We start from the raw sequence: 14135 nt of genomic DNA, 5'->3' as shown, positions 1-14135 counted from the left end.
ATCTGTATACACAATATTCACCATCCAACACTTATGGTAGAAACACTATAACATCTTTATAAAAGATTATCGTTTCTTATAAAGAATCACGATAGTTTCATCGGCTTTTTAATAATGCCAACACCTTGTCATAAACCTCATCATAACTCATCACATCCAGATCAAAAACTTGCACATCTTCTCTGGCGGCAATCGCTTGTATATATTGTACCTCACATTTCTTCAAAACACCAAGAACGTTTTGCGCCTTCGCAATACTATCTTGTAAAAGTTTTAAATACGCTTTTTCCTGTTGTTCCAAACGCCCGATTTCATCTACTATCAAGACTGGTTTTTGTTGTTTCTTTTCTATTAAAAATTGTCTTGCATGCTGTAACACCGCTACTCCAAATTGATCAAACACCTGAGGGATGACCTCATTATATGTAGGATGCTGTATCGAAAAACGCACATCGTTATAAGGATTCTCCCATAAAGCGTGCATATAAAAGCCAAGGCGTATCCCTTGTTCATAAAAAGGAAGTGTCTGAAAGCCGCAAACGGCTAACGAACACTCCTCGATAAGTTGTTTGATACAGGTTGATTTTCCACACTGGATACGACCTGTCAAAAACACCTTCATATTATGCCTCTTCGATTTGCTTAGGATCTTCTTTATCTTTAGGTAAGACAAGATTTAATACAGTTGCTATCACAAAGGTCATGATAATGCCATTCTGAGCAAAGATATTGCCTACCCAGCTAGGCAGCTGTGCTAAGACTGCCGGTACATTTCCAATACCGACACCCAAGCCGATTGCTAATGCCACGATCAGACCATCACGTTCCGTTAATGGCTTTCTGGTCAAAGATTGAATACCACTCACTAAGATCATCGCAAACATGATAACTGCAGCACCACCTAATACAGACTGTGGCATAACAGAGAACAAAGCACTCAGCTTTGGACAAAAGCCACATAAGATCAAGAAAACTGCGCCAGTCATGATGACAAAACGATTCACGACCTTGGTTACCGCTACCAAACCAACATTCTGAGAAAAACTAGTATTTGGCAATACACCGAAAATTGAGCCTAACACAGAGCCAAGACCATCTGCCATGACACTGCCCTGCAATTCTTTATCTGTCGCTTCTCGATTCAATCCACCATTCGCTACTCCGCTAGTATCACCAATCGTTTCAACCGTTGTCGCAATAAACATGATGCCCATCGCAATGATGGCCTGCATATTGAAATCAAAACCTACCGGCATAAAGGATGGCAACGCAATCCAATCTGCTTCTACCACCTGTGTAAAATCGACCATACCTAAGATGATAGCCAAAAGATAGCCTGCAACGATACCAATCAAGATAGATGCGTTATTGATAGCTCCCTTGAACTGTTTTGCTATCAAGATAACCAAAATGACAAAGGTACCAACAGCCAAATGATTTACGGCACCAAAATCGGCAGCTCCACTGCCGCCGCCAAAGTAATTAATACCAACTGGCAGTAAAGATAAACCAATAGAAATAATAACTAAGCTTGTAACAACCGGTGGAAACAACTTACGCAATGGTTTAATGAAATACCCAAGTACCATTTCAAATAAACCACCAACAAAGCTAGCTCCCATCAACGCCCCATAACCAAAGGCTGCCCCAATGGCTTTTGCTGTACCGATAAAACCAGAGCTTGTTCCCATGACGATTGGTAAACCACTACCAATTTTCCAGAAGGGATACAGCTGTATCAAGGTTGCAACACCGGCAACAAACATGGCGTTCTGAATCAAGGTCATCTTCAACGCGCCGCTCATCTGCAGCATACCGCAAATGATGATCAATGGTGAGACATTGCCAAGAAACATGGCTAAAATGTGCTGAATACCCAAAGGCAAGGCTTTTTTCAAAGGTACTCTGCCATCAAGTTCATAAATTGTATCTTTTTTTCTCTCTTCCATAATTTCCTCCATAAAAAAATTCTCGTATACGGCATACGAGAATCAGTCATTCCATTATAAAAACGTCTGATTTTCGTAGTCCCAAAGTATGGATCGGGGTAGAAACATCTGCCCCATACCGGCAGACGTATACGAAACTATGACATTTTATCACAAATTTCGACAATTTACTATAGTAAGTATAGAATGCATCTTCTTATCTGAAATGTAAAGTTAAATTCAACTTCAAAAGGCCAAACAGTGCGTGTTTTCTATGCAGCATAACATGTTTTTCTCATGCGGCAGCATATCGCTTAAAAATTTATTCGCAAGCAATTAAAATGTTACATTCATGGCATGTAGAATTGGTAAGAAAATGGCTGTTTCCGCGTATTTCTTTATGATATACAAATAAGTTTCTTTTGTCTTGACTTTCACAAAAACATACCGTAAACTTATCATATCAAATAATTTTGATATGAGGTGATAAGATGCAAGATCGTTATACAGAAGATGCAATCATTTTTAAGGCTTTATGTGATGAGAAACGCTTACGTATCATAGCGTTATTAAGGAATCAAGAAAAATGTGCCTGTTCGCTGATTGAAGACATGCAAATCGGTCAATCTTCTTTATCTTATCATATGAAGATCTTATGCGAATCCGGCATCATAGCCAGTCGCCAGGATGGGAAATGGACACATTATCGAATAAATCCTGAAGGTTGTGCCTATGCTTTGAAACGTTTACAAAAGATTCTTGCAGGAGATGATTAAAAAAACAAAGTCATGCTAGCTATGACTTTTCTTAACATCACTCACATCAATTTTTTTTGATATGAAAACAAGGAGGTATTTCATGCGCATTGTACAAAGCGTAATATTGTTTCTACAAGATCAAGTGCTTGGCATGCAATGGTTAAAAGATATGTTTGCGGCATTTCTTCAAGCCATTGGCGTCGATATACAAAGTCGTCTTGGCGCAAGTCTGCATTTTTTCTTTTATGATGTGGTAAAGATAACCTTGTTATTGTACTTGCTTATCTTTCTCATCTCCTATATTCAAAGTTATTTCCCTCCGGAAAAAAGTCGTTCTATCGCTGCACGTTATCATGGCATCAAAGCAAATCTGATATCGGCATTGTTAGGAACCGTAACCCCTTTTTGCTCTTGCTCTTCTATCCCCTTGTTTATTGGCTTTACCAGTGCAGGGTTACCTTTGGGTGTTACCTTTTCGTTTTTAATATCTTCCCCGATGGTTGATTTAGGCAGCTTGGTATTATTAATGAGCATTTTTGGCAGTGAAATTGCAATCCTATATGTTTTGTTAGGATTGCTCGTTGCGATTCTTGGTGGTGCCTTCATCGAAAAGATGCATCTTGAACAGCAAGTGGAAGACATCATTTCGCAAGCCAACTGCATGGCGATACATGAGGTGCAGCTCTCACGCAAAGATCGTCTGCAATATGCCAAGGAGCAGGTAAAAGAAACCTTTCAAAAGGTATTTCCTTATATTGTTGTCGGCGTTGCTCTCGGCGCATTCATTCATAACTGGATACCAAAAGAATGGATAACTTCTTTGTTAGGAAGCCATAATCCCTTTGGTGTTATTCTTGCTACCATCGTTGGCATTCCCATGTATGCCGATATTTTCGGGACTATCCCCATTGCTGAAGCTTTATTGGCAAAAGGAGCAGATCTTGGCAGTGTCCTAGCTTTCATGATGGCGGTAACTACCTTAAGTTTGCCATCTTTGATTATGTTAAGAAAGGTTTTGAAACCTAAACTGTTAGGTGTCTTTATTGCCATTTGCACCTTTGGTATTATCGCTGTTGGTTATTTCTTTAACATCTTACAAAACTTTTTATAGAAATGAGGTACGATTATCATGCACATATTTAAGAAAAAAGAAAACAACTCTTGCTGTAACACAGATTTTACAAAAATGAACCAAACTGAATTCAATAAGGATGCTTCTGAATTACTGATACTAGGTTCAGGATGTGCGAAATGTCAGAAATTAACATCTTCTATCATGACAGCCTTAGAGGAACTGCAATTGCAAATTCCTGTCCGTCATGTAACTGATTTTGCCCAAATTGCTGCTTTTGGTGTAATGAGCACACCTGCTATTGTCTATAAAGGAAACCTATTATCTTATGGGAAAGTATTAAGCGTAGAGGAATGTAAACAGCTACTCACACAAACATTCCGCAAGGATACCCATGAATAAGCCTAAAGTCGCCTTTATCTGTGTGCATAATGCATGTCGCAGTCAAATAGCTGAAGTATTGGGAAGACATTTAGCAGGTGAGATATTTGAAAGCTATTCAGCGGGGACGCATATCAAATCTAATATAAATGCGGATGCAATTCGTTTACTGAAACAGCACTATCAAATTGATATGGAGAAAGAACAATATCCAAAACTTATCAAGGACATTCCTTCGGTCGATATCGTCATTACCATGGGCTGTCATGTACAATGTCCTACCATAAGTTGTCAATATCGTGAAGATTGGGGATTACTTGATCCGACAAATCAAGATGATGATGTGTTTATGGATATCATTTTGCAAATCGAAGCCAAAGTGATCACTTTAGCAAAACGAATTTCTGATAAACAACTAAATATAAATTGAATAAAAAAAGAAAATGTCATATGCTGCTTTCAGACGTAAGCATATGGCATTTTTATATGAATTTATCACTTTAATCATTGTTTACATATAGACATTCTGTTAGATGGTTGATAGCTTCGATTGCTTGAGAAAATGAAATGTCTGCTGCATAATTAAATTTTTTCTGATATTTATTCCACATTCATTGCTTTTGCGGTCATAACAACACCTCAAGATATTTTTTTAGTGTTTTATCAACTCGCAATATAGAAGCATATGTAAAAAGACGATTCAAGTCCTTATCAGCATACCTTGCATAATTTTTCACTCCACTGATAACAGTTTCCTCATCACACCGATTTCGACTTCTAAGCAAGTCACATACAGTACGTTCCGCATTATAACAATTTACAGTATTACCAAAAGTTGTTTTTTCCTGAATCATACCGAGCTTATGAAGTTCGGGTTTAATGTAATAACATACACAATCTTCTTTTATACTTTTAGATAAAGACGTATTACTAGGAATCGTTATGATATGCATAAATGGTGTTCGATCAGATAAGCCATTTAAAAACAATGCTGTATCATGAGAAAAAATTATGTTATCTGACCTGCACTGCAATAGAAACATGTCATCGATAATTGTATGTGGTGTTGTGTAAACTCCATGTCCAATTCGTTCTAAAAGGCCTTTTTCCACATATTGCGATAGCAACATTCGTGAAAAACCGAGTTTCACCGTTTGTTCTGTAGTTAAGATTTAAATGATAACTCAATACAAATATCAGCGACTTTTTGGTTTATCAAACAAGAAAGACATTATGAATTAAAAAACATCTTTAAAAATCCGAATACATTCTTTAATAAGCATGAAAGTCAAGTCACTTTATGCCTGCTTTCCTAGCTTATATGCCTGCAACAAAAATTCCTCTTTTTCCTTCATCTCATTGACATCGGTAACCCCAACACCTCGTACAACACCTTTTAAAACCGTTTTATCAAAACACTCGATCCAACCACCAAGACTTTGTATTGTACGCTCCATGATGTCTTCCTCTTCTTCAGCAGCACTCATTAGTAAATAAATATCGCGGAATTGATACTCCGCTGAAAATAGTGGATTACTGCGATCCAATAAGGTTTTCATCTGCCCACTCATCTCATAATAATAAGTTGGTGTAGCAAATACGATACTATCTGCAGCTTTCATGGCCGCTAAAATAGATGTCATATCATCTTGCAACACACAGACACCACTTTTCTGACAAGCTAGACAACCGATACAGAAATGGATATTTTTATCCAACAGGCGAATATAGGTAACTTCATGTCCCGCTTCGATAGCCCCTCTGGCGAATTCCTTTGCTAATCTATCTGAATTACTGTTTTGACGAAGACTTGTTGATAAGATAACGATTTTTTTCATTAAAACACCTCCATAGTATCTTTATCCATATTATATAGTCAACTTCTATCCTAGACAAATGCTTAAATGGTAAAGTAATCTATGCCTATAAAGCATATAAGCCAAAAAAAGAGGACAATACCCAATGCACGATCCTCTAATATACTACGTTTTCTTAAATCCTGATTTATCACTACTTACTTCAAATAGGCTACAACATCACGCATATCATCAATAATGCTGTCTGCTTTGCTTTGATCAACACCGTAGCGTTCATCACGATACGCAAAGACTTTCATTCCGGCACGTCTTGCCGCTTCGATACCATAAGAAGAATCCTCGATGGCTAAACATTCCGCTGGTTTTACTCCCAAAGCCTGTGCCGTATGCAAATAAATTTCCGGATTTGGTTTGCTTTCTTCAAACATCTCACCACTGATTTTCACATCAAAACAACCATCCAAGCCACAATCTTGCTCCATCTCTTCAATCTGTGATAAGAAACTGCTGCTTGCGACTGCGGTTTTATATCCATGTTCTTTTAACCAATCCAAGGTTTCTTTTACATAAGGATTGCCGACTTCACCATAACGAAATGGATGCTCAGCCGCATAGGCTTCATAAATTTCACTGAATTCTTTTACGCTCCAATCCTTTTCCATGATACGAATGCATTCCTCACATGTAAAGGTATAAGAACTGCCAACTAAAGAAGCTAAAAATGCATCATCTGCATGCACATTATAGCCTTCCATAAACTCCTTTAACAATCTTAAATTTTCTGGTTCGCTATCCACCAGCACACCATCCATATCAAAAATAACTGCTTTTATCATTTCTTCTTTTCCTCCCTAATACGTTGTATTGCTAAAATATAAGGTGCTTGTTTGCGATTCACCATACGCATCTGCAATACATTGAAACAATGTCCATCCAATTCTTCACACCAGCTGTTAAAATATGCACTTTCTTTTTGTCCCTGTTCATGTCCTGGATACACAACCAAAACTAACAAGCCATGTTTATGTAAAAGCTTTAAAGCCTTTGCTACCGCTAGTTTACTGGTATCTAGCATCGTGGTAATGGTTTCATCTCCATGGGGTAAATAACCAAAATTAAAAATTCCGATATCATAACCATCAAGAAACGCATCACAATGCTCATGCCCAACAAGATGTAGTTTTGCCTTTTCTAAAAGTCCGGCTGTTTTCAGCTTTTCTTCACTCATCTTCACAGCTTCCTCTTGAATATCAAAACCATGAACAATCTTTACGTCAGGGAGTTCTGCAAGAAACAGCAAATCATTGCCCTGTCCCATCGTAAAATCAACTGCTATACTATGTTCACCTACATGTTCTTCTATCAGTTGATGTGCCATTTCAACTATTTTTTTCATTGTTTCTCCTTTTTTCCTGAACGATATCATTATATAATAACCCTGAGGTAAAAGCTATGAAAAATAACATTCCACCATCTATGATCAAGATTCTAACCATATTAAAGGAAGCTGGCTATGAAGCTTATTTTGTTGGCGGCTGTGTTCGTGATATGCTAATGCAACGTAAAACGCATGATTATGATATCACCACCAACGCCCTACCCCAAGAAACCATGCAGATTTTTGCCGCAAAAGGTTATCAAGTGATTCCTACAGGCATCAAGCATGGCACCATAACAGTTTTAGTAAACAAAGAACCTGTGGAAATCACGACCTATCGGATAGAACAAACTTATCATGATCATCGCCATCCTAGCGCAATCATCTTCACAAAGGATCTAAAAGAAGATTTAAAACGTCGCGATTTCACCATGAATGCCATTGCTTATGATCCTACCTATGGCCTTTACGATCCCTTTCATGGAGCGCAAGATATTGCACAAAAACGCATACGTTGCGTAGGTGATGCTACCACGCGGTTTCAAGAAGATGCCTTGCGTATGCTTCGTGCCTTACGCTTTTCCTGTGTCCTTGATTTCACACTTGATAAAGCGTGCGGAAAAGCCATACAGCAAAATCATAACTTATTACATTATGTTTCCAAGGAGCGTATTCGAGAAGAATTCAATCGTTTGTTAATGGGAGAAAAAGCAAATACCTTACAGCTGTTATACGACTTCCATGTACTGGATGAAATCTTACCAGGCTATAGTGCTTTGTATGGGCATGAACAAAAAACACCTTGGCATATTTACGATGTGTTTCAGCACACCGATATCGCTTTAAATCATACCAAAGGATATCCCTTAGAAAGTAAGCTTGCTATTATTTTTCATGATTGGGGCAAACCTGCTTGTGAAAGCTTTGATGATAACGGCATTGCGCATTACAAAAAGCATGCTTATGTCAGTGAACAAATCGCATATGAGCAAATGAAAGCTTTAAAGTACGACAACAAAACGATTGAAACCGTATGTCTGTTTATTCGCTATCATGATTACTATGTGCATGAAAAGCGCTCTACTTTACGACGCTTTGTTGCTCATTTTCACAATGACTTCACCTTGGCAAAACAGGCTCTAGATATCCAGCTTGCAGATGATATGGCAAAAAATCGAACAAAATCTGATGAAAAAATCGTCATTATAAAAAACTGCCAAAGACTTTTGTCAATCATGGAAAAAGAGAAAGATATGCTAAGCATGAAAGATTTGGCGATTAATGGCCATGATCTCATACAGCTTGGCTTTCAAGGTAAAGCCATTGGCGATGTATTAAAAGCGGTTTATGAGTGGGTGTTGGAGGAGCCATCACGCAATGAAAAAGATATTTTAGAAAGATATATTGAAACAGAATTTCTTACTCGTTTGTGAATGCATAGGAGATGCTTATGAAAACTAAGAGATTACATATCCGAAGATTTCAACCAGATGATCTTGCGGATTTATTTAAATTACTTTCCGATAAAGAGGTTATGCGGTATTTAGAAAAACCATATACCTTAAAAAGAACAGATCAGTTTTTACAAGAAGCAGGTTTACACAAACATCCGCTTATCTTCGCAGTAGAAGATATGTGTGGAAATTTTATCGGATACATCATCTATCACCCGTATGATGAAAGCAGTTATGAAATAGGGTGGGTATTGTATAAAACAGAATGGCGAAAAGGTTATGCACAAGAATTGACAGAAGCTATGCTATGCGATGCTAAGCAAAAAAGGAAAAACTTAGTTATTGAATGTGTTCCAGAACAGGAATCAACAAAGCGCATAGCCCTTAAAAACCATTTCCGTTTTATTGATCATATAGATCATTGTGATATTTATAAATTAAATCTATTTTCGTAATGAAGCTGTTTATCAGCTTTTTCTATTTCCTTTTTTATTATCTGCTTTTTTATGGTCTTCCGCCCCTTGGAGGCATACCACCACTGGGCTTTCCCATCATACCACTGTTTCCATAAGTGGTAATGGTTTCTTCTATCGTTAAACTGGTAAGCTTGTCACCATTTGTTGCATTCGTTGCCATGATATCACGCTTTTTATTTGCCGTACCATTTGTCATGATTTGATAAACAGCGTTTTTCTTTATATCAGAAGAGCTAATAACAATGGATTGTATCGTACGCGTAGGAACTGCACCTATCACAAACTTTCCATCAGCATCCTCTAAATATATGGCTTTTCCTGCCGCTAATGAAGCATCGACATTAAGCATTACACTGTTTTGTTTACTATCGCTAGATGGAGCCATTGCCATGCCACTACTACCTAAGGCAATAAGTGTTCCACCATTCATTTGAAAACGGCCATCATAATCCAAAGCACCATTCCCGCCAGTATCAGGTCCCATGATAAGCAACATACCATCTTCCATTACGATATCCTGATTGCTATCCACACCATCACCATAAGCATCGACATACGTATAACCACCGAAAATCTCCAATACTGGATTGCCTTCTCCTGCTGCATTTATTCCATCATCGCTGGCACATACTGAAATTTTACCACCTTTAATAACGATATGTAAGGCTTCCAAGCCTTCATAGCTTTGTTTCACCTGGAGCGTACCATCCTCGATTGTAAGCTTTTGATCCGCATGGATACCATCATCATCACTCTTTAAAGTAAATGTTCCTTTTTTTATTTGTATTGTCGTATTGCTATGAATTGCATCATCATGGGCATTGATAGAGAAACTACCATTTTCAATAAGCATCGCTTTTCCACTCTTCATACCTTTACTGCTTTTTTCATCTGTCTCCTCATGATCCTTAAAATCACCCCAAGGCTGCTGATTCTGTGCCACTTCATTAACACTTCCTTCACCACTTACAATCGTGTACGTTCCATTTAAGATACGTAAGGTCGTAGCTGCCTGAATGCCATCTTGCTTTGCTGTGATATGAAAAGTTCCTTTTTCAAGGATCATGGCACCTTTTTCCTGATTCGTCGTCACGATTCCATCTTTATTTGCTTTGATCGTATATGTGCCATCGCAAATATACAATGCATCTTTTCCTTTTACTGCATCATTAGCTGCACTTATCTGTAAGTTTGCATCTAGCAATTTCAGTTTATCTTTGCTTTGAATACCATTTTTATATGAGGCATTCACCTGTAATTCGCCACTGCCATTGATGGTCAAATCAGCCTTGCTAAAGATGGCTGCCGTCGGTTCTTTATCTATATTGACTTCATAGCTATCCGTGTCAGTTATACTATTTTTAGTTCCTTGTGGTAAGGATAGTATGACCTTCTTTGCCTTTTTTACATAAATAGGTGCTGTAGAAGCACTTTGTATGCTAGCATTCTGTAATACAATACGCACTACATCATTCTCCTTGGCATCTACGATGATACTGTGCTTCTGTAAACTTCCTTCTAAAACATAACAACCAGCACTTGTAATCTTGACATCTGTGGTTTGGGAAGATAATGCAATGGTCGTTGTTTCTTCCGTTTGATAATCGCTGTAATAATCATTTTCCTTAAAGACATCTAAGCTGCTTTTCTTTGTTGTCGTTTCTTTAGTGGCGGATGTTGTTTTTTTCGTTGTTGCTTCTTGTGATTGTGTACAACCACTCAAGCATAATATCATCATGATACATAAAAAGGTTTTCTTTGTTCTATAGTTCATCTACATTCACCTGTCTTCTTGCACAGATTACGCTTAAATTCCCATTTCTAACCCGAATCGCGTCAATCATTTCTTTTTCCATCATGCTATCCTTTAATTCTATCTCATATAGCAATTCAATCATGGAGCCTAACTGCATGGTCTTTACCCGTATTAACTCTTGTTTCTTCGTATACGTTGCTAAAATATCCGTAAAAACTTCTGTGTAATCTAAATCTTCAGGAATGACGATCTTTAATTCTTTAAACTGCGTGAATGGCTTTAATAAAGGGATTTTTTGTAAAGCGATGGAAAATATAGATATCAATAAACTCATAAAAAAAGCAAAACTAACAAAGCCCATACCGATGGCTAAGCCGATGGACATCGCAAAGAAGATAAAGGTAATCTCACGGCTGCTGCCAGGCACTGATCGAAAACGAACCAAAGAAAAGGCTCCTACAACTGCAACACCAGTACCTAGATTTCCATTTACCATCATGATAACAAACTGGACCAAGGAAGGTAAAATAGCCAGCGTTAACATAAAATTACGCGAAGCCACATGCTGTATACGATAAACTAAAGCAATCAAAATGCCTAAACCTAGTGCACTAAAGGTACAGATAACTCCCTGTCCTATCGTTAATCCTTCACTTAAATCTGTTAAAATGCTTGTAAACATGTTTGTCTTCCACCTTTCTGTTTTGCTTCCTTCATTACGATATTGGCAACTTTAGAAAAAGAAGTTGGATAAATCTGCAGCTTAGATAAAGCCTCTACCAACCAAAAGGGATAACTTCCACATGCTTTGATTTCCATCAGCACTTGATCTTTTTCAAATAAAGGAAATGTCCCTTCTTCATCCTGTAAATTTAACTTATGCATGCGTCCTCTGATGTGTTTGTCAAATGTAATGCGTAATCCTGGTTCTTGCTTACCTACATAAGAGCATCGATCGTAGGCGATATATACTTTAGGTAAAGCTGCATGAAAGGCTAGTGCATAACACAATTCACGTGCAATCTGTGAATCCTTTCGATCATGTCGTTCTAGCATATACATGGCTTCCTGCAAAGGCAGTTCTAACCGTCGCTTACATACGGTTTGTCTATATTTTTTCTTTATTTCCAGAAAAACCATACTATTATCTTTTAAGCTCATTGGTGCATAACTACGCAACCGTAATTTTTCTTTATATAACGGCTTCTGCATAGAAGTTGTAATCATATGATAATCATCTCCATCTAGATATAAATTATAAATATGACTGGTTGGATATATATCCTTCATAAGATAGGGTGCTATCTGCGTAAAGATCGTTTCATAAACAGCTGTTGATAATACATATTTCTTTTCTACCCGTTGAATCGTCTGTTGTTTCATTCTCATCACCTCCACTTAAGCATATCGAAGTTTAGCGATGTAAAGATGGCTGTTGTCTGAAGATTATGTGAAAATACTGTTTGCATTTGTTCTTTTTGCTTCTTTCAACACAACTATGAAAAAAAGCATGATGTCATGCTTTCGTCGTATTCGTCTTACTAAGTTTTGCTAGATCCTCACAAAGAGCATCTAAGGTTTCTTCATCCAGCTGTGATAAAATATAGCTATGGTAACGACAATACTTCCTTTTGATATCTTGTATCGTTGCCAACTCATTTGGATCGTCTATCCGATTTTCTAAAACCGTTAAAACATCACCGCATAATTGAATCGGACGATCATAGATCATCGTAATATCTGTTAGCTCCTTTATTTGTATATCTGTGCGTATGCGCATCGCCTGTTGTAAATGCTCTTCCATTCGTACTGCTTTTGTATGTATCTGAAAACCTTTCATAACTATCGCCATCCTTTCTGATAGTTTCATTTTAGAATACTTTGTGACAATATCTATGTAACAATAAAAAAATACCTAAAGTTTTTATTTACTTTAGGTCATAAACTTATCGTTCCTATAAATAGTCTTCTAAATAGCTTTATGCTTAACTTATGCCAAAAAATGAAAGTAGTACAGCACCTACACCACATAAAAACATAACGACGATCGGACTTTTTTTATACTTGCGCAAGATAAAGAAAGCAACAGCAAACAAGCCAACACTTTCCCAGCTGATGGTTGCTAACTGCATTTTTCCATCCGGCCAGAAAGCTGACATTGCTAATGATAAACCTGCACTGGCGATCAAGGCAACAACTGCTGGTCTTAAGCCTTTTAAGACCGCTTGTATGGTATCCAACTGACGATATTTATAATAGATAAATGCCAGGGTTAAAACAATGATGAAACTAGGAATTACCACACCGACACTTGCCACGATAGCACCGGGCAAGCCCGCTATTTTCGTACCGACAAACGTAGCACCATTGATAGCGATAGGACCAGGCGTCATTTGTGAGATCGTTAAAATATCCGCAAACTCACGCATCGTGATCCAATGATGTAAATCAACAACCTGACTTTGGATGATTGGCAAAGCTGCATATCCACCGCCAATACTAAGCAAGCCGATCTGTAAAAAGCTTAACAATAACTGTAAATAAATCATTGAATTGGCCTCCTTTTCGCATAACGTTCAATTAGAAAACCAAGAATTCCACAGCCAATGATGATAATTAACAAATGCAGATGCAATACCACATTCGCAAAAAAAGCTATTAACATGACGGCAATATAAATTTTCTGAGGTTGTGACGCCACTTCTTTTGCCATCGTCCAAACAACATCGCAAATAACAGCCGCAACACCTGCCTGCATACCAAATAACATGATCTGAATCCATTTAATGGATACAAAGGCCTCATAAAAATAAGAAATTACAGAAAGAATGATCAAAGGCGGTAAGATTGTTCCAAAAACAGTAACAAGTGCCCCTAAGACACCACCACAGCGATATCCGATAATGACAGATGCATTTACTGCTAACGCTCCAGGACTGGACTGGGCGATTGCTACCATGTCCATCATTTCTTTCTCATCAATCCATTTCAGCTTTTCCACAAATTCCTTACGCATCAAAGGAACTATGACATAACCGCCACCAAATGTGAATGCACTCAAATAAAATGTTGAGGTAAACAATTTTCTATATAAAGTAAAATTTCTTTCCATTCC

General features: G+C 37.6%; 18 protein-coding genes and 1 riboswitch. Of the genes, 6 read left to right on the top strand and 12 right to left on the bottom strand.

What is annotated here, in order from left to right; genetic code table 11:
* Nucleotides 1-97 precede the first annotated feature (97 nt).
* Both EDD61_RS02535 and EDD61_RS02530 read right to left on the bottom strand, forming a co-directional pair.
* Nucleotides 98-622, bottom strand: a complete 525-nt coding sequence (locus EDD61_RS02535; protein WP_132223787.1) for a nucleoside-triphosphatase — start codon at nucleotides 620-622, stop codon at nucleotides 98-100.
* A gap of 1 nt (nucleotide 623) precedes the next feature.
* Nucleotides 624-1949 carry a uracil-xanthine permease family protein gene (locus EDD61_RS02530; RefSeq protein ID WP_132223784.1) on the bottom strand — a complete coding sequence of 442 codons (1326 nt, stop codon included), beginning with the start codon at nucleotides 1947-1949 and terminating at the stop codon, nucleotides 624-626.
* A gap of 56 nt (nucleotides 1950-2005) precedes the next feature.
* Nucleotides 2006-2104, bottom strand: a riboswitch (purine riboswitch).
* A 315-nt stretch (nucleotides 2105-2419) separates the two neighbouring features.
* Here EDD61_RS02530 and EDD61_RS02525 point away from each other — a divergent pair.
* From EDD61_RS02525 to EDD61_RS02510, 4 genes are all read left to right on the top strand, one after another.
* Entirely contained in the window at nucleotides 2420-2704 is a 285-nt protein-coding gene (locus tag EDD61_RS02525) for an ArsR/SmtB family transcription factor (RefSeq protein ID WP_132223781.1), read from the top strand.
* Between the two features lie 82 nt (nucleotides 2705-2786).
* Nucleotides 2787-3797, top strand: coding sequence for a permease (locus tag EDD61_RS02520; RefSeq protein WP_132223778.1), 1011 nt, complete (start codon nucleotides 2787-2789; stop codon nucleotides 3795-3797).
* An 18-nt stretch (nucleotides 3798-3815) separates the two neighbouring features.
* A complete protein-coding gene (locus tag EDD61_RS02515) occupies nucleotides 3816-4160 on the top strand; it encodes a thioredoxin family protein (protein WP_132223775.1) in 345 nt (114 codons plus the stop codon).
* Nucleotides 4153-4569, top strand: coding sequence for an arsenate reductase/protein-tyrosine-phosphatase family protein (locus tag EDD61_RS02510; RefSeq protein WP_132223772.1), 417 nt, complete (start codon nucleotides 4153-4155; stop codon nucleotides 4567-4569). The genes EDD61_RS02515 and EDD61_RS02510 overlap by 8 nt, the downstream gene beginning before the upstream one ends.
* Before the next feature lie 196 nt (nucleotides 4570-4765).
* Here the strand turns inward: EDD61_RS02510 and EDD61_RS02500 are convergent, their stop codons facing one another.
* The 4 genes from EDD61_RS02500 to mnmM all read right to left on the bottom strand — a co-directional run bounded on the left by EDD61_RS02500 (nucleotide 4766) and on the right by mnmM (nucleotide 7352).
* A complete protein-coding gene (locus tag EDD61_RS02500) occupies nucleotides 4766-5311 on the bottom strand; it encodes a type IV toxin-antitoxin system AbiEi family antitoxin domain-containing protein (protein WP_207900956.1) in 546 nt (181 codons plus the stop codon).
* A gap of 126 nt (nucleotides 5312-5437) precedes the next feature.
* The gene (locus tag EDD61_RS02495) at nucleotides 5438-5977 is read right to left on the bottom strand and encodes a flavodoxin family protein (protein WP_132223769.1); all 540 of its coding nucleotides are present in this window, start codon (nucleotides 5975-5977) and stop codon (nucleotides 5438-5440) included.
* A 176-nt stretch (nucleotides 5978-6153) separates the two neighbouring features.
* Entirely contained in the window at nucleotides 6154-6792 is a 639-nt protein-coding gene (locus tag EDD61_RS02490) for an HAD family hydrolase (RefSeq protein WP_132223766.1), read from the bottom strand.
* A complete protein-coding gene (gene mnmM, locus EDD61_RS02485) occupies nucleotides 6789-7352 on the bottom strand; it encodes a tRNA 5-(aminomethyl)-2-thiouridylate-methyltransferase MnmM (protein WP_132223763.1) in 564 nt (187 codons plus the stop codon). The genes EDD61_RS02490 and mnmM overlap by 4 nt, the downstream gene beginning before the upstream one ends.
* 56 nt (nucleotides 7353-7408) lie before the next feature.
* On the opposite strand from mnmM, the gene EDD61_RS02480 reads away from it, so the two are divergent.
* Both EDD61_RS02480 and EDD61_RS02475 read left to right on the top strand, forming a co-directional pair.
* Nucleotides 7409-8767: a CCA tRNA nucleotidyltransferase gene (locus EDD61_RS02480; protein WP_132223760.1), complete on the top strand. Its 1359-nt coding sequence runs from the start codon at nucleotides 7409-7411 to the stop codon at nucleotides 8765-8767.
* Between the two features lie 17 nt (nucleotides 8768-8784).
* Nucleotides 8785-9243, top strand: coding sequence for a GNAT family N-acetyltransferase (locus EDD61_RS02475; protein WP_132223757.1), 459 nt, complete (start codon nucleotides 8785-8787; stop codon nucleotides 9241-9243).
* Nucleotides 9244-9292: 49 nt separating this feature from the next.
* Here EDD61_RS02475 and EDD61_RS02470 read toward each other — a convergent pair whose 3' ends face one another.
* From EDD61_RS02470 to EDD61_RS02445, 6 genes are all read right to left on the bottom strand, one after another.
* Nucleotides 9293-11038: a carbohydrate-binding domain-containing protein gene (locus EDD61_RS02470; RefSeq protein ID WP_132223754.1), complete on the bottom strand. Its 1746-nt coding sequence runs from the start codon at nucleotides 11036-11038 to the stop codon at nucleotides 9293-9295.
* Complete coding sequence (locus tag EDD61_RS02465; protein WP_132223751.1) at nucleotides 11028-11702, bottom strand: DUF4956 domain-containing protein; 675 nt, start codon at nucleotides 11700-11702, stop codon at nucleotides 11028-11030. The genes EDD61_RS02470 and EDD61_RS02465 overlap by 11 nt, the downstream gene beginning before the upstream one ends.
* Nucleotides 11684-12403, bottom strand: coding sequence for a polyphosphate polymerase domain-containing protein (locus EDD61_RS02460; RefSeq protein WP_008689101.1), 720 nt, complete (start codon nucleotides 12401-12403; stop codon nucleotides 11684-11686). The genes EDD61_RS02465 and EDD61_RS02460 overlap by 19 nt, the downstream gene beginning before the upstream one ends.
* Before the next feature lie 133 nt (nucleotides 12404-12536).
* A complete protein-coding gene (locus tag EDD61_RS02455) occupies nucleotides 12537-12860 on the bottom strand; it encodes a hypothetical protein (protein WP_008689103.1) in 324 nt (107 codons plus the stop codon).
* A 145-nt stretch (nucleotides 12861-13005) separates the two neighbouring features.
* Nucleotides 13006-13569: a chromate transporter gene (locus EDD61_RS02450; protein WP_008689105.1), complete on the bottom strand. Its 564-nt coding sequence runs from the start codon at nucleotides 13567-13569 to the stop codon at nucleotides 13006-13008.
* Nucleotides 13566-14132, bottom strand: a complete 567-nt coding sequence (locus EDD61_RS02445) for a chromate transporter (protein ID WP_008689107.1) — start codon at nucleotides 14130-14132, stop codon at nucleotides 13566-13568. The genes EDD61_RS02450 and EDD61_RS02445 overlap by 4 nt, the downstream gene beginning before the upstream one ends.
* Nucleotides 14133-14135: the final 3 nt, after the last annotated feature.

It is taken from the genome of Longicatena caecimuris (genome assembly GCF_004341945.1).
In the GTDB taxonomy this organism is placed as follows: Bacteria; Bacillota_I; Bacilli_A; order Erysipelotrichales; family Erysipelotrichaceae; genus Longicatena; species Longicatena caecimuris.
Note: the sequence above shows the minus strand (reverse complement) of the source record. Positions and strands in the feature narration are given on the sequence as shown.